Origin of the sequence: Sulfurovum sp., from assembly GCF_036568385.1 — a bacterium.
In the GTDB taxonomy this organism is placed as follows: domain Bacteria; phylum Campylobacterota; class Campylobacteria; order Campylobacterales; family Sulfurovaceae; genus Sulfurovum.
Genome location: NZ_DATCSP010000015.1, coordinates 122,255 through 140,856, shown reverse-complemented (window position 1 = coordinate 140,856; position 18,602 = coordinate 122,255). Strand labels below are relative to the sequence as shown.

Here is an 18,602-nt window from a genome sequence, read left to right as displayed (position 1 = left end):
GTTGGTAGACCAAGAGTTGCCGGCGGTATGAGTATGCCTGTTGAAGCTATACTTAAAGAAGTTTTAGAACATGTTAATGTAGAGAAAGGGGCATAATATGTCAGTAGATATTTACAAAATTAATCCAGAGTTTAGAGACATCATGCCTCAAGAGATCATTGATCTCGAGGACAATGCAACATGGGGCGCTGAAAAACGTGGTATTAATGACCTTACAGATAAAAAAGAGATCCTTGAAGAGCACTCTTTGTGTGCAGGTTGTCCTGAGGCAGCTGCATTGAGATATATCTTGGCAGCACTTCCTAAGCCGGAAGATACTGTCGTAGTAAACTCTACAGGATGTACTTCTTTGATGTTCCCACATATTGCATTGCACACTGTGCACTCACTATTTGGTAACCAGAACGCAGTTGCATCAGGTATCAAAAGAACATTGGACTGGAGATTTCCTGATAAAGTGAAAGATGTGGTTGTACTTGCCGGTGACGGTGCTACGATCGATATCGGTCTTGACTATACGTTGCAGTCATTCTTTAGACAAGAAAAGATCACGACTATCTGTTTTGATAACGAAGTGTATGCAAACACAGGTGGACAAGAGAGTGGTTCGACTGCAAAAGGTCAAGTCTTTAAAATGGCTCCAAAAGGTAAAGTGTTCGAGAAAGTTCCTATGTGGGAACTTGCTGTGACTTCAGGATGTCACTACTCTGTAAAACTTACAGCGTCAGCACCAAAATCTGTTGCTAAAGTATTGAGAGAAGCGGTGTTGATCGCAAGAGAGATCGGACCAACATATATCCACCTGTACACGCCTTGTATCCTTGAGATCGGTTTGAGCGCAAACGAAGGTCTATGGGAAATGAAAGAGCAAGATAAAGACAGATTTGTATCATTTAAGTACGTTTCTCCTGAAGCAGAAGAGTATTTAAAACAATGTAAGAAGGAGGGAATTCTATAATGGCAAAAGATTCGATTAAAATTAGAATGCCCGCTCTTGGCGGACAAGGGGCAGTTACTGCAGCTCACATTGCTGCAACTGCTGCAGATACTGAAGGGTATTATGCAGTTTCAAATCCTTTCTTTGGTGCTGAAAAAAGAATGGCGCCTTCTGAAAGTTATACAAGAATAGGAACGGTACCTATCTATGACAGAGGGGAAGTTATCTATCCTGACATTGTTATGATCTATCACCCGCAGGTTATTACTATGGGTAAATCATACACTATGCCTTTTTATGCAGGTATTAAAGACAATGGTCTGGTCATCATTAACAGTGATCATGATCTTTTGACTGCTGAGGACAGAAAATTCTTAGAATCTAAGAATGTAAAAGTACTCACAAGAGACTTTACGAAGTTTGCTATCGATATTGCAGGTACGGAGCTTGCAACGAACATGGCAATGCTGGGTGCGCTTTTCGGTGCGCTTGGTAACTTTGGTAAACCGGCGATCGAAGAAGGGATCAAAGACAGATTCCTTAAGAAATACGTTGCTTCAGGTGGTACAGCATCACTTGACTCCGTTATCGAGAAAAAGTTCAAGAAGAAAATGGACTTGATCGAGAAAAACCTTCAGACTGCATCAGCTGCTTTCGATATGACTGCAGAATGGGCAAAAGAAGTTGGGCTTGAGCCTATGCTTGAGAATATCTAATTCTCAAATTTGACCGTGCCCTCGGCACGGTCATTACTTCATAACTACTACAAAAATATAGTACGTTGTATTTTTGTAGTAATTATCTACATTTTATTCATATTTCTTTGAAGGTACCAGAATGATCTCCTCTTTTGTAATAACAGGGTTTTTAGGTGTGGGCAAGACCACTATGCTTACGAACAGTGTCAAACAATATTTCCCAGATAAAAAAATAGCCATTGTGGTGAATGAGTTTGGTGACATTGGCGTGGATAGTAAAATTCTTACCAATGTATACAGCGAAGTACTGGAGATCTCTGAAGGATGCATCTGTTGTCAGCTGGCAGAAGAGTTTGAGAGCGGTGTCAGAGAGATCATAGAAAAATACGATCCGGAGATCATATTCGTTGAAACGTCGGGTGCATCCGAACCGTTCCCTATCTTCTTATCACTGCAGAACCTGGGCATTGCTGTCGAGGGAGTCATTTGTGTGGTCGATGCAAAGAACTTTTCTTCCTATAAAGAGAACTCCACAGCGAAATATCAACTGGGCGGCTCGAACATTATCGTATTAAACAAGACCGATCTTGTCAGCGAGGATGAGGCCTTGGCCGTAGAGAAAGAGCTGGGAGAGACCAAAGAAGCCTATAACATCAAGAATACGATGACAGGGAAAGCCATATTCAAGAACTATGTCGTGCACAGGGCAGAGCAGGGCCTGGTGAATAAAGAGGTGTTTGAGGGCATTTACAGGGTCGAGGACGTGGTAAAGCTTGCTGAGGATTACAAACACCATGATCATACGATCAAAGACTCACTGACGCAGAAGGTCGTGTATCTTAAAGAGGGTATTGCGTTTAACGATGTGGACCAGGTACTTGAAAACTTACCCGAGAATATCTATCGGGTAAAAGGTGTGGTAAAAGTCAAGGATGTGCCCAATCCGATATTTGTAAACTATTCGTTCGGCGATGTCTCTTTTGAAGAGCTTCCTGACTATGAAGGAAAGTCGCTGCTGATTTTCATAGGGGAAGACATTGATCGTAATGTTGCAACGCTATGTCAAAAATACGATTACTTGAACTTGCCGCTGTTTTCCACCACTAAGGCATAAAACTGACGCTGGTCTCTGGGAAGGGGTTACTTTCTATCTGAGCTTGAAGAGGCTAATGTTTTGAATTTTTTTTGTTGCGGAAACCATGCAGATTCTAAAAGAATTTGCATGGTAAAAGTGATCTGCTCGGGAGAGCGTTTAACCGCAGTGTCCGCCGCCGCAGCATCCGCCGCCTGAACCTTCACCCACAGAAATAACGAATTCATCACCGGCAGCTGCTCTTGCAGTAAAATGATGCTTTTTACAAAAATCCTCATTCATGATCTCTGCGATGGCTTTTGAATACGTGATCGCATCTTCCCTGTTGTCAAATGATTTTTCTTTCTGGATCTCACTTCTTTTGAAGCAGCCACACTCTCTTTCAACTTGTACTGTAAACATAGGATAGTCCTTTTGTATTTAAATTTTGTAAGGGATAATAGCGACTAGAGCTTAAATAGATATTAAAGCTGTTTTAGTTTGATAGAACCCATAGTTTTTGGTCTTTTTGGGTGCTAAATGAAGTCGTCATCGTCGTCATCTTCATAGTCTGCACGGACCACACTGCGTATGATGATCTCATCTCCCATATCTTCCGCTTCAAAGTAGTGCGTATGACAAAATTCCTGGTTCATGCGGCACTCCATCACTTTTGCTTTCATCAGTGCATCTTCTTTGTCTTTAAACATTTGGTCATTTACAAATGCACTTTTTTTAAAACAGCTGCATTCGTTCTCAACATGGATCTTATACATGGTATTCCTTTTGATTGTTTTTTATAGGTAATAAACCGTTACTTCCCTTTATAAAAGAAAAGGGCTTAGAACTAGATAATGTCATTACAGAGCTATGGTAGCTCTTTAATGACAATAAACTCCCCGGACTCATAGGCATATACTTTTTTTGCCTCTTTGTCTATAATGACAGGTCTGATCCACTCATTCAGGATGAATGTTTTTGCTATGGAGTTTTCAACAGCTTTGCCTACTTTCTCTAAAGGTGCTTCTATGAACGAGAGCAGTCTTACCGGCTCATGGTAGGCTTCGCCTTCGAGAAGAACGGATTGGGTAGGAAGGCCGATCTTCAAGTCGCTGTAGTTACCGTTGTAGACACCGACCTTTGCCACCACGTTATGGTAGACTTTTGAACCCGCGCCATAGATACGGTTATCTACGGTAGAGAAATAGTGCTCAAGGTTGATCCATTCACCGACTATGAGCGGTCCATCAAAGATACGCGTGAGGATATCGGCATTCTCGTTATCTATCGTCCAGTCATAGGAGTGCATGAAGAGTCTGTTGTTAAATGTAATGTGCCTGCTTGAACTTCTTGGTCCGGCGAATACACCCATATTCCCTGCGAGTCCCCATTCAGGTCTGGGCTCTGACCAGTCCATAGACTTGATCATCATATCTTCCTGTGTATGCGTATTGGGCAGGAACGTTGCTCTCTCATCTCTTGAAGCCGCAGAAGCCATATTGAAGTCAGCCATCACCTTGCCAAACTTCTTCATCTCCTCTTCAGTCAGGATATCCGTGTCATAGAACTTTATGGTATCTGTCGTTGTGGTATGGATACCCGGTATGAACTTGACACCTTCAGGGATATCTATACCTTTGTCTTCACGGAGTTTTTCGCGTACCTCCGGCGTATTGGCGATCATACAGAGTGCCCTTGTGTTCGGTAGACTGATATTTCCGCCACATGCCCCGCAATCCAGTGCCGACTCGAACGGGTTGTTGTCTGAAACACTTCCGTGGCCTATGATGGTCACGAACTCCGGAAAGTGATCGACCTGGCCTATCATGGTCAGGAAGTTATTGAGGTACATCACCTTTTCCTCTACGGTGAATCCGACCATTGCCAGCTTCTCTTTTTGGAAGGTATAATCCTCCTGCGTGATCTGGTAGTGTGTCTGCAGCTTTTCGATAAGTTCTTCTGAAATGCTCAGCTTTAGCTCATCATTGAATACAAGATGTTTCCAAAGTGCCTCTACATCGTTCTGCGTGAACTCTTCATTGTGATGGTTCGCCAGCACTTCATTCAGAATTCTGATATGGAGTTTTTTGACATACCTTTCTATATCATCTGCAGACAATTTATCCAAAGTATAGGTCGTCTTTGGCTTTTTGGGTTTCATCTTTCTAAAAAGTTTTTCTGTTTTTCGTGGAGAAAAGGTTTTCCCGAAAAGGTTGATACCAAAGATCCACCCGATGGCTTCCACCATGATGTAGGGAGTATAGGGATTGTTCTTAAGGTCACTGAGGATCTTCTTAGAGGTTTTGCTGATACCTTTTTTGGAACTGTACTCTTCATAAGATTCACAAGGGATCTCGAACACCACATTTCGGGGTTTGACAATGGCAGGAGCGAGGAACTGTTCGTGCGCTTTGTCAAATTCCACAAATGCGATAGGTAGGCCCAGGAATCCGCCTGCACCGTAGGTACTGTATGGCCCGGTCTGCTCAATGGACCTTCGGATGACCTCCGAGCGTACATCAAGACAGAAGGTCGCTGAGGCGACAGGGGGTTCTGCCGCATCATTTTGGGCGGTCAATTCATCCACGTACTTATGTATGTAGCTGTCTTCCAATGATTTCAGCCAGACAAACCCTTCTTCTTTTCTAAGCAGTTCTACGAACTTTGCATATTCGGTCAATGACATGTTGCCATCTCCAAGGACCCCCTTGGAGAGTTGAAGCTGCAGTGCATCTAAGTTTAGCTGGTCACTGATGTAGTTTTCAAGTATCGCTTCACACTCGGTACCGATCTCCATGTCATCGATATAGATACCCGGCAGTTTTCCTTTATGCTTCAAGAGCTTCAAAATGACACTGGCCCTGTTCTCTTCTATATGTGCATCGAGAAGTTCGAAATCATGGATCTTTTTGTTCTTGAGATACTTCAACTCAAAGTAGAGCCTTATTGCCATATAGTCCATCAAGGAGGAGGGGTACTGCTGCTGCGAGAAGTAGTCCGGGTCTTCTGAACGATACTTGATAAATCCTGCCCAGCCGTGAAGTTTGAGTATATGGGTGAGAAAGTAGGCTTCGGTATCTTTGACCTTGAGTCTCTCAAGTGCCTCTTCCACATAGCGCTGTGAGTCACCGTGGTACTCTATGCCCTCATAGAGTTTAAATGCATTGAACATTCCGCGTTCTCTGTCTGCCATGCTCAGCGTCGTCTGCTCTTCATCCAGAAAACGTGCGATATATTCGATCACCTCTTTTTCGATCATCTCTTTGTCATCGGTTCTGAACAGTGCATCATTGATCTCATAGAGTGTCATGTATTTTAACAGTTTTTTTATCCAGGCATTATTGTGATGGTAGACCGCTTTTTCATCCAGGTAGGCATAGAGCGCTTGGTCGACCTCATACTTCCCCAGATCTCCATAGCTTCTGAAGCTTTTCCATTTCGGACTGATCTCAATAAGGAACTTTTTGGCAACATCGAAATGTGCCTCAAGTCCGTGCCCTTTGAGAGGTTTTAAAAGGTTCTTCTCCAGTGCAGCGGCTTCGATCTTCCCTTGCTGATACAAGTTGACGTAGTAGGAAGGCTCCATATAGACCTTGCCGCCAAAGATGCCCTGTGCTTTGTCCAGTGCCTCTTTGAAGTTAAGGTCTTCAAACCCTTTTAGCGGATTATGATGAATAAAAGAGCCAATTGGCCAATAGTGCGGTACTGTATCTTTGACAGCATTTAATCTCTCTTGAATACTCATGCGAGCACCTCCTTGAATCCCCAGATACTAAGTATGAACAGGGTCAGAATAATGGCGATGTGGATCGTTTTGTCTTTCGATGTCAGATCGACATAGTGTATATTTTCATTGGGTTTGCCAAAAACAGTCTGTGCCAGGATCCTCATGGCTAAAATGAAGTTCCCGAAAAAGATGATGACCACCACCAGATACCATAAAAGATCTATATCCGCTTCGAGTATGCTGTTCAGGAAAAACATCGAATTGGGAAAGGGCGGATAGAGTGCCAGTGTGATGATATAGATCCTTAAAGCAAGTCCTGCATAAGGTGTGATCAGTGTGATACCGGTCACGGAGTGATAGTTGGCACTCCCATAGTTCCGTTCATAATATTTGCCGATCAGAAAGATACCAAAGAGGGTGAGTATCACTGAGAGCGCATAAGGGGCGCTCTGCTTGAGGTCAAACATGAACAGTACCGGTGCATTGATAAAAAGCATGTAGTAGCTCAGTTTGTACAGATTGGTCGTTTTGCCCGCTTTGTAGATCGAAAACAGTGCACTCAAAAGTGCGATGATGATGAACGTATCAGACGAGGTATGGGAGGTAAAAGAGGCCAGGCCCATTCCGGTCAAGAGCAAAAGAACAGTCAGTAAAAAGATGTGTTCAGATTTGAGTTTTTTCGTTTTTTCAAAAAACAGATAATACGGCAGTGCCGCGAATAAAAATAGTAAAATCACATTGATTAACATGAACAACCTTCATTAAAAAATTTTGAAATATTTGCTAAACAGATCATAGAAGTACGACTCTTTTGCCATCAGTTTATAAAACAGCCATTTGATCTTGTTTGGCCTTTTCTCGCTTTTAGGTACATCAATAAAGTGCTGCTTGTACATAAAGTACCATCCGATGATCATAATGGCAACCAGCATCACCAAAGACATGATGATCGTTACATTCAGGGTGGCCGCCTGATAGAAAAGCAACGCATCGTGGCCATAGATGAATCTCTCAAAGGCAAGTCCTATCATCTCATAGGTGAAGAGGACAATGATAAAGGAGCTAAGGAGCGCAAGCACCACTTTGATCGAATCTGTCTTTGAGACCTTGAAGAATGACAAAAAGAGCTGTGTACCGGTCAGCCAGGCAAATGCAAGGATCACGATCGCTGCATTGAAGTGGAAGAACTCTTCACTGAGGATAAACTTCACCCCTGCAAAGATAATGACCGGCAATATCGTAAAGAGCGCGATCGTTCTGAACATCGTTTTGCTGCTGTAGTTGGTCTTCTCTTCCCAGAATATCTCATAGGAGAGCCGTTTGGGAATGTTGGGGTCATGTCTGGCATATTTGATGAGGCTTCCGGACTCAAGGAAAAGGGTTGCTTTAAAGATACCGTGCACCATAAGGTGATAGATCGCAAGACTGAAAGCGCCCAGACCGACCTCCATGATCATGTAACCCATCTGGCCGACCGTGGAGTATCCCAGGGAACGTTTGATATCTGATACCACCAGCATCAGCAGCGAAGCAAAGATAGCGGTCACCAGTCCCATCACAAAAGCGACATTGAGCACCGCCGGCGTGAGGAGCAGCAGGAACGCGAGCTTATTCAGCAGGATCCCCCCGACATTCACGACGCCGGCATGCATCAGCGCCGAGACGGGTGTCGGTGCTTCTGATGTATAGGGAAGCCAGAGATGGAAAGGCATAATGGCCGATTTCATCATCGCCGCAAAGAGGAAAAGGAAGCCTATGGCATAGATCGTCGGATCATCTATCGGGTTCGCAGACATCAGCAGCCATTTTTGACTGAGCTCTGTCAGTTCAAAGCTTCCGAATGTTTTATAGGTGAGGACGACAGCGATGATAAACAAAAGGTCCGCGGCTTTATGGGTAAGCATCGTCCAGCCGCCGTTTTTGACAGCACTTTTTGACTGTACATTGAAAGAGACAAGAAAATAGAGACTGAAACTCATCAGCTGCCATGCCAGGGCGAGTATGATCAAATTGTTGCTCATCACAAGCAGATAGATAGCCGAAAAGATGAAGTTCAATAGGATAAAAAATCTTTTATAGCCAGGCTCATCCCACATATATTTTGTCGCGTATTTTCTGATCACAAGACCTAGAATAGCAACATAAGGCACAAGGATGGCAGAGAGTTCATTGAACACAAGAAAGCCGCCGAAACCATAGATAGGCTGATCATAAGTTATCACATAAAAAGTACCAAATAATCCAAGCAGTGCGACCATGGATGAGAACAGGATACTGACTTTGGGCATCAGCTCTTTATTAGTTAAAAATCCTATCAGGACAGCGATCAAGATAGGTATGAAAGGAATGAATAAAACTAGTTTCTCCACTGAAGACTCCAATGTTAATAAAGTGTACATACTTATAAGAAATAGAATCTTAATTTATAATTAAGACAACCGGATTTCCTGGTATCGATTCAAAATACAAAAGTAAATGTAACATAGTTGTTTGGTTTGGCTATGTCACCAAATGATACGTTAAGGTAAGAAAAAAAAACCCTCTACTTGAAGACATCATAGCAAAATTTATAAAGAGATACTTAGGGATGTTCTTCGTAAAATTGATTTGTAGGCGTGTTGAGGTGAAATGAAACACAAAAAAATCACTCCGTGAGAGGCAGAAGTAGGCTGCTTTGGCTAGAGATCAAGCTTGCGCATGAAATTCTCTGCGATATCCGTACTTTTTTGTTTAAAATATTCACCGGCCGAAGGGGTGTAGAGACGATCTACGGTGTGATGAAAAAGCTTTAGCCAGGCTGTGAAAGCTTCACGGCTTAGACCCTCTATGTGAAGGTGGGGCTGGAGCGGATTGCCGTGATACGCCTCATAGCCCAAGGCGACAAATTTCCAGAACTCTGTTAAAAGCGCCAAATGTTCTTCCCACGCTTGACCCTGAAGATCATCCCCCAGCTTTTCTATGAAAAAAGGAGCCAGCAGCGCATCTTTCAGCACCTCGGCATAGAAGGTCCTTACGAGTATCCCAATGTTCTCTTCGTTGATACTTTTCTGCAGTGCCTGGTTCACGGTCATGCCTTGTGAGAGCATTACTCTCCAGTACCCTTATAGATCTCATCGAAGCGTGCAGCCAGATCTGACGTGTAGACAGCGGCACTCAGCACATCGCAGTTGAAGACGTTGCTAAAACATTCAGGCTCCTCAAAGAGCTCTTCGCTTTGGTGGATCACCTTCGCTGCCTCAAGCAAACCCTGGTCGTTTTCGCTCGCATACTTCAGTGCAGCCAGCAATACCTCTACTTTTCTACCCTCAAATTGTTCCTCAAGAAGCTCTTTGATCGCACTGTCATTTTTGTAGTCGTGTAAAAGTTTTTTGACCTGCTCCGGCCCGATGTATACGCCACCGCTGTAAGGCCCTTCAAGCTTCTTGCTGACACGCAGATCCTCAATGTAATCACTCGGTACGACATCTTCCCACGGTGTCACATAGGTGTCGTGGAACGCTTTGTCAAGTATACTCGAAAGCGCACTTCCGTGTGTAAAGAAAAAGGTTTCAAAGAACCCCTGTGAGATGGCGATGAAGTAGGCATGCCATTTATTGAAGTTGTCGTAATCCAGCTCTCTGGAGCGTCGTATCATTGATCTATACTTGTCCGAATAGAAGGCTTCCACTTCCTCGAGCGAGTGTTTTTTCAATTGCTCTTTGGGTATTTTCAGCTTTAGGGATTCGGCTGCGCCCATGTCCTCAAAGGTATCAAAATACCACTCTCTCATCTGATCTTTGGTAATAGGGTGATAACTTATGCTAAGATCCATATTTAAACCTTTTAATGTATATTTTTGTCCGCTTTCGGAGGAGCTTGTGCCCCTGTCGGCAGCACATTGACCATGAAATCACTTCATAGAGGCCATTTGCCATGATTCCCTGTGTAAAAAGAGGGAAAATCGTGTTTGTTGGGCGGGATTATATCATAGTTTGCTCAATTTCATTCTAATGGTAAGTTTTATAGAAATCAAAAGCGCCATGACTGTCGGAAAAGTTGGGTCAGGGGAGAGGTATACATGAAATATTTGGGACAATTATGCTAAGCTGACAAGAAAAAAAGTGACAGGGATGATGATGGATTATATATTTCAACCGGGATTTTTGGGAACTAGGGCACCGTTTTTTATGGATGTGGTATCGGTGATCGTGGCAGTACTGCCTTTTTTGATCTTTGGGGCGATCATGCTGGCAAAGAAAAAGCACTATCGTGCACATGAAAACGTACAGGGTCTACTGTTCGTGGTCTCTGTGATCGTGGTGGGATTTTTCGAATACGGTGTACGTATGGAGGGAGGATACAAGAACCTGATGGAGGGGAGTTCTGTCTCTCATGACTATCTCTTGTATGTACTGATCTTCCATATCCTTATTTCTGTGATCACATTGATCCTCTGGGTCAAGACACTCTACTTTGCAAAGCGCTATAAAAAGCAAACCACGCTTCCGGGACTCTACTCCGAAGCACATAAAAAAGATGGACAGCGGACCTTCGTGGGGATCATATTGACGATGCTGACGGGTGCCTGGGTCTATATGCTGCTTTTTGTATTTTAAAGATGAAAAAATTTGCCATTTCTGCATGTCTCCTGGGTGAAAAGTGCCGCTATGATGCTTCGGACAATAAAGATGAACACCTTTTATCCCAGCTGAAAGATGCGGAGCTGATCCCTTTTTGTCCGGAAGACCATGCGTTTGGTACACCGCGTCCTACGATGGACCTGGTGGTCACGCAAGAGGGGATCAGAGCTTTGTCCAACAAGGATGGGGAAGACCTTTCCGATCCCATCCTGGAGTATGCTGCGGCATTTTTTGATACGCATCAAGCACTGGACCTTTTGATAGGCAAAGACAGAAGCCCGAGCTGCGGTGTCTGTTCTGCCAGGCTCTATGATGAAGAGAAACAACTTCTCTCCGATAAAGAAGCGGGGCTGATGGCAAAGGAAGCAAAAAAACGCCATATCCGTTGTGTGGATGCAGAAAAATTTAAGGGGTTCATATGAGAATATTATGGATGGTACTGCTGGGTACACTGTTTATCCATGCCAATGTCGATCAGGAAGGTATCACCAAGCAGGCCATTGTAAAGATCTATACCACTGCAAAAATACCGAACTATCAGGAACCATGGAGCAGTTCCATGCAGAGTAGAACAGGCTCCGGGGCGATCATTGAAGGGGGCTACATTCTTACCAATGCCCATGTGGTGGCCAACCAGGCCTTTATAGAAGTGGAGCGTTATGGACAGCGTAAACGCTATATAGCAAAGGTCTATGCCGTGTCACACCAGGCCGATCTGGCACTGCTGAAAGTCAAGGACCCCTCATTTTTTACAGGTGTCACACCCCTCACTTTTGGCGCACTTCCGCAGGTGGAACAAAAAATAGTGGTGTACGGGTATCCTATGGGCGGAAGTACGCTCTCCGCCACGATCGGGGTGGTGTCACGTATAGAGCATCATACCTATGCCCACAGCGGAGAGGCATTCCTGGCCATACAGGTCGATGCAGCGGTCAACCCTGGCAATTCCGGGGGGCCGGCACTCTCAGACGGCAAGATCGTCGGTGTGGTGATGCAGCATATCAGCAAGTCCCAAAGTATCGGCTATCTGGTACCGGTCAACATGGTCAAACATTTCATAGACGATATGAAAGACGGGAAGTATGATGGTTTTGCAGACCTGGGGCTGGGTACGCAAAAACTCGAGAACCCTGCCATCAGACGCTACTACGGACTGGATGAGAACACCAGCGGAAAACTGATCGTGAAAGTGGTATACAACTCATCATTGGCAGGCTCGCTCAAAGAAGGTGACATTTTGACCGCTGTAGATGGGCATAATGTGGAAAATGACGGTACGGTGGAGTTCAGAAAGCATGAGTTTACCCATTATCAGCATTTTATCGATGCCTATCAAATGGGTGAAAAGGTGAAGCTCGATATTATTCGCGACAGGAAACCTATGCAGGTTGAGGCAGAGCTGAAGTATACAGCGGATGATATCTACCTGGTCAAAACAACGCGTTACGATACGATGCCGAGCTATTTTGTCTACGGGGGGTATGTCTTTGCTCCTTTGACGAGAAACCTGATCGTTTCTACCAATCTTAACCGTTTGAATTTGAGCTGTCTGGCATCAAGATGGCAGGAAGAAGAGAAGAGTGAAGTGGTGGTGCTGTTAAAAGTACTGGCCTCGGATATCAGCAGAGGTGACAATGATTTTGCCATGTGGCCGATCGATCAGATCAATGGAGAAAAATTTAAAGACTTCAAAGAGTTCTACCGAAAGATGCAGACAGCAAAGGATGACTATATCGTCCTGAAAGATGAGGACGGGGTACAGGTGATCATAGATCGAAAAGAGGCCCAAGGCAAACAGGACGAGATACTTAAAAAGTATAACATCGAGTTTGACAGGTCCATTGATCTGAGAGAGTAAAAAAGAGAGGAGACGGACCGTCTCCAGAGCGCAGCACCGTGGGTGGCTATGCCTTGGGTTCTGCCAAAAAAGCCATGGTCAGAGAATCTATGCCATCGATCACTTTTTTATGCACATAGAGTTTGACACTATGGAAAAGACACAGTTCCCCATTGTAGTTGATCCCCAAAATATACGTGTAGTCCCCAAAAGAGTATCTTTTCAGCCCTTTGGCAGCAGGTTTTTCCGACGGGTTTTCAATGAAGTAACAGATCTCATTGGGAAAATTCCCCTCATGCTGGTCTGCATCTTTCATATGCACCTTTCCCAGGTCAGATGTCACCTGGACGGACAACTTTCCATCGAGTTCATGCGTTCTGATATTGTAAGGTCCAAAACTGATCTTCATCTTTAAAATCCTTTGTATTGAATGTTGGTATATATTTTATAGATATCAGTATATCGAATTTATTTAAGGTCGACGGGTGAAATTGTGTGCATTTATTCATATTTTTTAAACTGTTCCAGCCATGCCTTGTCTTCTTCACTTAATTTTCCTACCCGTTCGAGCAGTTTTTTCTTTGTAGCGATAAGATCGTTGATCTCCAGATAGGCTAAAAGGTCTGGGTTGATCGTTGGTTCCTCTCTCCCGTACGCGATGAGTTTTTCTATCTCTGCCAAAAGCGACTCTTTGGTCTCATTTTCTGCCATGATCTCTCCCTACTTAAGAGGTGAAGCTGTTGAAAAATACTTTGCATTTCCCGTAAACGCTTTGCCTCCGGCAAAAGTTTTTCTTACATTTATCTGTTATACTATCCAAAAAGAAATAATAAAGGATACAGTATGCTAGAAGTGGGTGCACAGGTACCGGATTTTTGTTTGTCGAATCAGGATGAGGAAGAGATCTGTCTGAGAGACATCAAAGGAAAATGGATCGTACTCTACTTTTATCCTAAAGACAATACCCCTGGATGTACGACAGAAGCGTGTGACTTTACGGCAGCACTTCCAGGTTTTGAGGACCTCTCCGCCATTGTACTGGGTGTAAGTCCGGACTCTCCAAAAAAGCACAGAAACTTCATAGAGAAGAAAGAGCTGAAGATCACGCTTTTGGCAGACGAAGAAAAAGAGCTCTGCAATACCTTTGGCGTATGGCAACTTAAAAAGTTCATGGGGAAAGAGTATATGGGCGTGGTGCGTTCGACCTTCATCATAGACCCTGATGGAAAGATCGCCGCTGTATGGAAGAAGGTAAAGGTCAAAGGACATGTAGATGAGGTCAAAGCCAAACTGGAGGAACTGCAGGCATCATAGCTCTCATGACAAAAAAAGCATCCTTTAAAGGGTGCCTCTGCAAAAACTCCCTGAATTTATATTCATTTAAACATCATTTCGGTATAATCGCGTTTCTTATTCTCGATGAGGATAGAAAAATACACATGTAGTTATTCCTTGCACGGTTGTGTGATTCTATTTTTTAGAATGAACATTAAGGACTACAGCGGATCAAACCAAGTGATGAAGCATATGCTTTTAACTGAGCTTTTACAAATAAAAGTTCTATTATGATTATATACCAAGGAGAAACTTATGGTAACAATGAAAGACCTACTCGAATGTGGTGTACACTTCGGGCACCAAACAAGAAGATGGAATCCAAAAATGAAGAAGTTCATTTTCGGTGCAAGAAAGAACATCTATATCATCGACCTTCAAAAAACACTCAGATACTTCAAATACACTTATAATGTTGTCAGAGATGCAGTCGCTGAAGGACAAACTGTAATGTTCGTAGGAACAAAAAAACAGGCTAGACAAGCGATCAAAGAACATGCTGAAAGATGTGGTATGCCTTACGTTTCTACAAGATGGCTAGGTGGAATGCTTACCAACTACCCGACAATGAAAAAATCTATCAGAAAACTCGAAGTGATCGAGCAGATGGAAGAAAATGGTCAGATCAATCTTTTGACCAAAAAAGAAGCATTGATGCTTTTGAGAACCAAAGAGAAACTGAGTTCATACCTGGAAGGTTTCAGACACATGAAAAAACTTCCGGATATCATGTTCGTTATCGATACTGAAAAAGAGCACATTGCTGTAAAAGAAGCAAGAAGACTGGGTATGAAAGTGGTTGCTCCTCTTGATACGAACTGTGATCCAGATATGGTTGATTATCCGATCCCTGGAAACGATGATGCTATCCGTTCGATCAACCTTTTCTGCCAGGAAATGGCTGAAGCGGTTATCGAAGGTAAGGCAGCCTATGATGAAGCACACGGGAATGAAGTAGAACAGGTAGCTACAAGTGCAGAAGTTGAAGAAGTAATGGCTGAAGCAGCGTCTGAAGAAGAAGTGGCAGCGCTTGTAGAAGAAAAATCAGCTCCTAAAGCTGAAAAACAGGCTGATGACCTTACTAAGATCGCCGGTGTTGGCAAAGTGTACCAAGAGAAACTCAACAATGAAGGTTTCTATACGTATGCGGATGTGGCAAATATGACTGAAGAGCAAATCAAGGTAATGGAAGAGAAATACAGCTTCAAGGGTGATTTCAAAGAAGCTGTTGCATCTGCAAAAGAATTGGCGGAGGCGTAATCATGGCAAACTTTGGACCTAAAGATATCAAAAAACTCAGAGAGATGACCGATGCAGGAATGATGGACTGCAAAAAGGCATTGACTGAAGCTGATGGAGATATGGACAAAGCGGTTGAATGGCTGAGAGACCAAGGTATGGGTGCTGCTGCTAAAAAAGCAGGGAAAGTAGCTGCTGAAGGTGCGATCGGTGTGAAAGTAGAAGGAAACAAAGCGGTGATCGTTGAGATCAACTCTCAAACGGACTTTGTGGCACAGAATGACAAATTCAAAGCACTTATGAATACAGTGGTAAACCACGCCTTCGAGAACAACCTGAAAGATGCAGAAGCGATCAACGCTTCTACGATCAACGGTGAGCCGTTTGCAGATTATCTTTCTCAGCAGATCGCTGTGATCGGTGAAAAACTTGATGTAAGAAGAGCGGCTCTTATCGTTGGAGATGAAACGACTGCGGTAAACGGTTATGTCCACTCTAACGGTCAAAACGGTGTGATCATCGAGGCAAAATGTGACTCTGCCAAGACCGCAGAAGCAATGACGCCTGTACTTAAAGAGGTAGCGATGCACGCAGCGGCTATGGCACCAAGTACACTCTCTTATAAAGACTTTGATCCTACGTTTGTAGAAGAAGAGACAAAAGGTAGGATCATTGCGATCGAAAAAGAGAATGAAGAGCTTTCCAGACTTGGTAAGACACTGAAGAACATTCCTCAGTATATCTCTATGAGCCAGTTGACTGACGAAGTGATGGCTGCAGCGGAAGCAATGCTCAAAGAAGAGCTTAAAGCTGAAGGTAAACCTGAAAAGATCTGGGACAGAATCCTTCCAGGCAAGATCGAAAGATTCATTTCAGACAATACAACACTGGACCAAGAGCAGTGTCTTCTTGACCAGAAATTCGTTATGGATGACAGCAAGACCGTGCTTGAATATATTCAGGAAAAAGCAAAAGCAGCGGGCGGATCAGCGGACATCGTACATTTTGTAAGACTGGAAGTCGGTGAAGGAATTGAAGTAGCAGAAGAAGATTTTGCTGCTGAAGTTGCTGCACAAATGGGATAAGGGTCTCCCTTTATCCTTTTCCTGTCCGGGCATGCAGCCTGGCAGGGAATATTCACATTTTTTCCCACATTTTCTCAAACCATCCATACCTTTTTTATGCTAAAATATGCGATGCGTGGAATGAGATCCACACTTGCAAAACAGTCTAAAGGCGATACATGTCCGAGTATCTATTGGAAGCCCATAATATTTCTCACGGTTTTGATACCCTGTTGTTCCATGATGTACATTTTTCTTTAAAGCCATCCCAGAGTGCAGCGATCATCGGACGAAGCGGATGCGGCAAATCTACCCTTTTGCATATATTTTCCACCTTTATAAAACCCGATGAAGGTACGGTAACCCTTTTAGGGAAAGAACTCTATGCTCTGGATGACAAGGAGATCGAGGCGCTGCGCCGCTATGACATCGGGATCATCTTTCAGTTCCATTACCTCTTCAAAGGAATGACGGCACTGGAAAATATTGAAGTGGCCAGTATGCTAAGCGCGGAGAAGATCGATGATACCTTATTGGAAAAACTGGAGATCAAGGAACTGATGAAGCAAAAGATAGGCGAACTCTCGGGAGGACAGCAGCAGCGTGTCTCCATAGCCAGAGTGCTCAGTAAAAACCCTCGTATCATTTTCGCAGATGAGCCTACGGGAAATTTAGACAATGAGACCGCTTCTCTGGTGATGGACGTTCTGCTGGACTATACGAAAGAGACGGGCGCAGGGCTTTTACTGGTGACCCATGATGAAAGTATGGAAGCACGCTGTGACGTGGCCTATAAGATCGAGGACAAACTACTGAAACGCAAGGAGAAGGTATGAAGATAGACCTGATGAACGCCCTCTATACCACTGCCATGATCATTCTGGCTTTTGTAACGGCGATCGTGGTGACCAAGACCATTTCCAAATATCTGAAAAAAGAGGACGAAGAGGAAGAGTAGCCTGTAGCCTTCCCCTCTATTTTGCCTGGGCGATCAGCACTCCTTCAAGCAGCTTGTCTATATCCCCGTCAAGGATCGCATCCACATTGGTGTAGGCCTGGTTGGACCTTGTATCCTTGACCTGCTGGTAAGGCTGCATCACGTAGGAGCGTATCTGGTGTCCCCATCCGATCTCTGACTTTTCCACCCCATCCAGTACCGCCTGCTTTTTCGCCATTTCATACTCATAAAGGCGTGACTTTAACATCTTCATGGCCGCAGCCTTGTTTTTATGCTGGGACCTGTCATTCTGGCACTGTACGATGATGTTGGTAGGGATATGCGTAAGACGGATAGCGGATTCCGTTTTGTTGACATGCTGTCCGCCTGCACCCGAGGCACGGTAGGTGTCCACACGAAGATCTTTGTCCTCGATAACGATATCGATATCATCATCTATTTCGGGCGAAACCATGACAGAGGTGAATGACGTATGGCGTTTGGCGTTCGAGTCAAAAGGGGAGATCCGTACCAGCCTGTGGATACCATTTTCCACCTTGAGGTACCCGTAGGCATTTTCGCCTTTGATAATGAAAGAGACATCTTTGATCCCGGCCTCTTCCCCCGCCTGATAATCCAAGACTTCCACTTTAAAGTCATGTCTCTCTGCCCAGCGCAGGTACATGCGGTAGAGCATGCTTGCCCAGTCCTGGGACTCCGTTCCTCCCGCACCGGGGTGGATCGTGACGATCGCATTGGCACTGTCATGCTCCCCATTGAGCATCATTTGAATTTCAAGATCGTTGATGTTTGCCTGCAGGTTCTCTGCATCTTCATAGAGCATTTCAAGGGTCTCTTCATCATTCTCTGCTTTGGAGAGTTCAAAATACTCCTGCGCATCCTCTACTGCATCCCGCGCCTTTTCGTAGACAGCAAGGACCCTTTGGGCTTTGGTTTTCTCCTGCGAGACCTTTCCTGCGTTGGCTGCATCGTTCCAGAAGTCTGGGTCCTGCTGCATCTCTTCTATTTCATCCAGCCTTGCCTGCAACGCGTCAGGCTTCATAATGTTTTTGATATTGTCCATCTTCAGAGAGAGAGACTTGAGCAGTTCACTGTATTCGTATGCGTCCATTTTAA

The 18,602-nt window shown here is 44.2% G+C and carries 21 protein-coding genes; 11 read left to right on the top strand and 10 right to left on the bottom strand.

The genetic code is table 11. The features are described from left to right. Positions 1–97 precede the first annotated feature (97 nt). The 3 genes from VIM88_RS01965 (at position 98) to VIM88_RS01955 (ending at position 2,749) form a co-directional block, all read left to right on the top strand. A complete protein-coding gene (locus tag VIM88_RS01965; RefSeq protein ID WP_331861202.1) occupies positions 98–958 on the top strand; it encodes a thiamine pyrophosphate-dependent enzyme in 861 nt (286 codons plus the stop codon). Beyond that, positions 958–1,653 carry a 2-oxoacid:acceptor oxidoreductase family protein gene (locus VIM88_RS01960; protein ID WP_331861201.1) on the top strand — a complete coding sequence of 232 codons (696 nt, stop codon included), beginning with the start codon at positions 958–960 and terminating at the stop codon, positions 1,651–1,653. The genes VIM88_RS01965 and VIM88_RS01960 overlap by 1 nt, the downstream gene beginning before the upstream one ends. Positions 1,654–1,774: 121 nt before the next feature. Further along, positions 1,775–2,749, top strand: coding sequence for a GTP-binding protein (locus VIM88_RS01955; RefSeq protein ID WP_331861200.1), 975 nt, complete (start codon positions 1,775–1,777; stop codon positions 2,747–2,749). A gap of 138 nt (positions 2,750–2,887) precedes the next feature. On the opposite strand, the gene VIM88_RS01950 is transcribed toward VIM88_RS01955, so the two are convergent. The 7 genes from VIM88_RS01950 to VIM88_RS01920 all read right to left on the bottom strand — a co-directional run bounded on the left by VIM88_RS01950 (position 2,888) and on the right by VIM88_RS01920 (position 10,245). Beyond that, on the bottom strand, positions 2,888–3,130 hold the full coding sequence (locus VIM88_RS01950) for a hypothetical protein (RefSeq protein WP_331861199.1): 243 nt from the start codon (positions 3,128–3,130) through the stop codon (positions 2,888–2,890). A 113-nt stretch (positions 3,131–3,243) separates the two neighbouring features. Continuing rightward, the gene (locus VIM88_RS01945) at positions 3,244–3,483 is read right to left on the bottom strand and encodes a hypothetical protein (protein ID WP_331861198.1); all 240 of its coding nucleotides are present in this window, start codon (positions 3,481–3,483) and stop codon (positions 3,244–3,246) included. A 92-nt stretch (positions 3,484–3,575) separates the two neighbouring features. Next, entirely contained in the window at positions 3,576–6,452 is a 2,877-nt protein-coding gene (locus VIM88_RS01940) for a putative inorganic carbon transporter subunit DabA (RefSeq protein WP_331861197.1), read from the bottom strand. After that, positions 6,449–7,183 carry a hypothetical protein gene (locus VIM88_RS01935; RefSeq protein ID WP_331861196.1) on the bottom strand — a complete coding sequence of 245 codons (735 nt, stop codon included), beginning with the start codon at positions 7,181–7,183 and terminating at the stop codon, positions 6,449–6,451. Before VIM88_RS01935 ends, VIM88_RS01940 begins: the two co-directional genes overlap by 4 nt. A 12-nt stretch (positions 7,184–7,195) precedes the next feature. After that, positions 7,196–8,803 carry a proton-conducting transporter membrane subunit gene (locus VIM88_RS01930; protein WP_331861195.1) on the bottom strand — a complete coding sequence of 536 codons (1,608 nt, stop codon included), beginning with the start codon at positions 8,801–8,803 and terminating at the stop codon, positions 7,196–7,198. 309 nt (positions 8,804–9,112) lie between these two features. Continuing rightward, entirely contained in the window at positions 9,113–9,520 is a 408-nt protein-coding gene (locus VIM88_RS01925) for a group III truncated hemoglobin (RefSeq protein ID WP_331861194.1), read from the bottom strand. After that, on the bottom strand, positions 9,520–10,245 hold the full coding sequence (locus VIM88_RS01920; RefSeq protein WP_331861193.1) for a hypothetical protein: 726 nt from the start codon (positions 10,243–10,245) through the stop codon (positions 9,520–9,522). The genes VIM88_RS01925 and VIM88_RS01920 overlap by 1 nt, the downstream gene beginning before the upstream one ends. A 304-nt stretch (positions 10,246–10,549) precedes the next feature. Between VIM88_RS01920 and VIM88_RS01915 the strand changes: the two genes are divergently transcribed. The 3 genes from VIM88_RS01915 to VIM88_RS01905 are packed head-to-tail and all read left to right on the top strand — an operon-like array spanning position 10,550 to position 12,911. Beyond that, positions 10,550–11,029, top strand: coding sequence for a DUF420 domain-containing protein (locus VIM88_RS01915; protein ID WP_331861192.1), 480 nt, complete (start codon positions 10,550–10,552; stop codon positions 11,027–11,029). Between the two features lie 2 nt (positions 11,030–11,031). Further along, the gene (locus tag VIM88_RS01910; protein WP_331861191.1) at positions 11,032–11,475 is read left to right on the top strand and encodes a DUF523 domain-containing protein; all 444 of its coding nucleotides are present in this window, start codon (positions 11,032–11,034) and stop codon (positions 11,473–11,475) included. Further along, positions 11,472–12,911: a S1C family serine protease gene (locus VIM88_RS01905; protein WP_331861190.1), complete on the top strand. Its 1,440-nt coding sequence runs from the start codon at positions 11,472–11,474 to the stop codon at positions 12,909–12,911. Before VIM88_RS01910 ends, VIM88_RS01905 begins: the two co-directional genes overlap by 4 nt. 46 nt (positions 12,912–12,957) lie before the next feature. Here VIM88_RS01905 and VIM88_RS01900 read toward each other — a convergent pair whose 3' ends face one another. After that, positions 12,958–13,299 carry a hypothetical protein gene (locus tag VIM88_RS01900; protein WP_331861189.1) on the bottom strand — a complete coding sequence of 114 codons (342 nt, stop codon included), beginning with the start codon at positions 13,297–13,299 and terminating at the stop codon, positions 12,958–12,960. Between the two features lie 92 nt (positions 13,300–13,391). Further along, positions 13,392–13,601, bottom strand: coding sequence for a hypothetical protein (locus tag VIM88_RS01895; protein WP_331861188.1), 210 nt, complete (start codon positions 13,599–13,601; stop codon positions 13,392–13,394). A 132-nt stretch (positions 13,602–13,733) separates the two neighbouring features. On the opposite strand from VIM88_RS01895, the gene bcp reads away from it, so the two are divergent. From bcp to VIM88_RS01870, 5 genes are all read left to right on the top strand, one after another. Further along, a complete protein-coding gene (gene bcp, locus VIM88_RS01890; protein ID WP_331861187.1) occupies positions 13,734–14,204 on the top strand; it encodes a thioredoxin-dependent thiol peroxidase in 471 nt (156 codons plus the stop codon). 276 nt (positions 14,205–14,480) lie between these two features. Further along, the gene (rpsB, locus tag VIM88_RS01885; RefSeq protein WP_331861186.1) at positions 14,481–15,485 is read left to right on the top strand and encodes a 30S ribosomal protein S2; all 1,005 of its coding nucleotides are present in this window, start codon (positions 14,481–14,483) and stop codon (positions 15,483–15,485) included. 2 nt (positions 15,486–15,487) lie between these two features. Next, positions 15,488–16,549, top strand: a complete 1,062-nt coding sequence (gene tsf / locus VIM88_RS01880) for a translation elongation factor Ts (RefSeq protein WP_331861185.1) — start codon at positions 15,488–15,490, stop codon at positions 16,547–16,549. A gap of 158 nt (positions 16,550–16,707) precedes the next feature. Then, positions 16,708–17,364, top strand: coding sequence for an ABC transporter ATP-binding protein (locus VIM88_RS01875; protein WP_331861184.1), 657 nt, complete (start codon positions 16,708–16,710; stop codon positions 17,362–17,364). After that, on the top strand, positions 17,361–17,486 hold the full coding sequence (locus tag VIM88_RS01870) for a hypothetical protein (RefSeq protein WP_331861183.1): 126 nt from the start codon (positions 17,361–17,363) through the stop codon (positions 17,484–17,486). Before VIM88_RS01875 ends, VIM88_RS01870 begins: the two co-directional genes overlap by 4 nt. Positions 17,487–17,502: 16 nt before the next feature. Here VIM88_RS01870 and prfB read toward each other — a convergent pair whose 3' ends face one another. Continuing rightward, positions 17,503–18,597 (bottom strand): peptide chain release factor 2, encoded by a 1,095-nt coding sequence (gene prfB / locus VIM88_RS01865; protein WP_331861182.1) that lies wholly within the window; start codon positions 18,595–18,597, stop codon positions 17,503–17,505. Between the last annotated feature and the right edge of the window lie 5 nt (positions 18,598–18,602).

Bases quoted from the DNA above. Each gene is read 5' to 3' on its own strand.
- VIM88_RS01965 (WP_331861202.1), top strand. From the start codon at position 98: ATGTCAGTAGATATTTACAAAATTAATCCAGAGTTTAGAGACATCATG.
- VIM88_RS01960 (WP_331861201.1), top strand. From the start codon at position 958: ATGGCAAAAGATTCGATTAAAATTAGAATGCCCGCTCTTGGCGGACAA.
- VIM88_RS01955 (WP_331861200.1), top strand. From the start codon at position 1,775: ATGATCTCCTCTTTTGTAATAACAGGGTTTTTAGGTGTGGGCAAGACC.
- VIM88_RS01950 (WP_331861199.1), bottom strand. From the start codon at position 3,130: ATGTTTACAGTACAAGTTGAAAGAGAGTGTGGCTGCTTCAAAAGAAGT.
- VIM88_RS01945 (WP_331861198.1), bottom strand. From the start codon at position 3,483: ATGTATAAGATCCATGTTGAGAACGAATGCAGCTGTTTTAAAAAAAGT.
- VIM88_RS01940 (WP_331861197.1), bottom strand. From the start codon at position 6,452: ATGAGTATTCAAGAGAGATTAAATGCTGTCAAAGATACAGTACCGCAC.
- VIM88_RS01935 (WP_331861196.1), bottom strand. From the start codon at position 7,183: ATGTTAATCAATGTGATTTTACTATTTTTATTCGCGGCACTGCCGTAT.
- VIM88_RS01925 (WP_331861194.1), bottom strand. From the start codon at position 9,520: ATGCTCTCACAAGGCATGACCGTGAACCAGGCACTGCAGAAAAGTATC.
- VIM88_RS01920 (WP_331861193.1), bottom strand. From the start codon at position 10,245: ATGGATCTTAGCATAAGTTATCACCCTATTACCAAAGATCAGATGAGA.
- VIM88_RS01915 (WP_331861192.1), top strand. From the start codon at position 10,550: ATGGATTATATATTTCAACCGGGATTTTTGGGAACTAGGGCACCGTTT.
- VIM88_RS01910 (WP_331861191.1), top strand. From the start codon at position 11,032: ATGAAAAAATTTGCCATTTCTGCATGTCTCCTGGGTGAAAAGTGCCGC.
- VIM88_RS01905 (WP_331861190.1), top strand. From the start codon at position 11,472: ATGAGAATATTATGGATGGTACTGCTGGGTACACTGTTTATCCATGCC.
- VIM88_RS01900 (WP_331861189.1), bottom strand. From the start codon at position 13,299: ATGAAGATCAGTTTTGGACCTTACAATATCAGAACGCATGAACTCGAT.
- VIM88_RS01895 (WP_331861188.1), bottom strand. From the start codon at position 13,601: ATGGCAGAAAATGAGACCAAAGAGTCGCTTTTGGCAGAGATAGAAAAA.
- bcp (WP_331861187.1), top strand. From the start codon at position 13,734: ATGCTAGAAGTGGGTGCACAGGTACCGGATTTTTGTTTGTCGAATCAG.
- rpsB (WP_331861186.1), top strand. From the start codon at position 14,481: ATGGTAACAATGAAAGACCTACTCGAATGTGGTGTACACTTCGGGCAC.
- tsf (WP_331861185.1), top strand. From the start codon at position 15,488: ATGGCAAACTTTGGACCTAAAGATATCAAAAAACTCAGAGAGATGACC.
- VIM88_RS01875 (WP_331861184.1), top strand. From the start codon at position 16,708: ATGTCCGAGTATCTATTGGAAGCCCATAATATTTCTCACGGTTTTGAT.
- VIM88_RS01870 (WP_331861183.1), top strand. From the start codon at position 17,361: ATGAAGATAGACCTGATGAACGCCCTCTATACCACTGCCATGATCATT.
- prfB (WP_331861182.1), bottom strand. From the start codon at position 18,597: ATGGACGCATACGAATACAGTGAACTGCTCAAGTCTCTCTCTCTGAAG.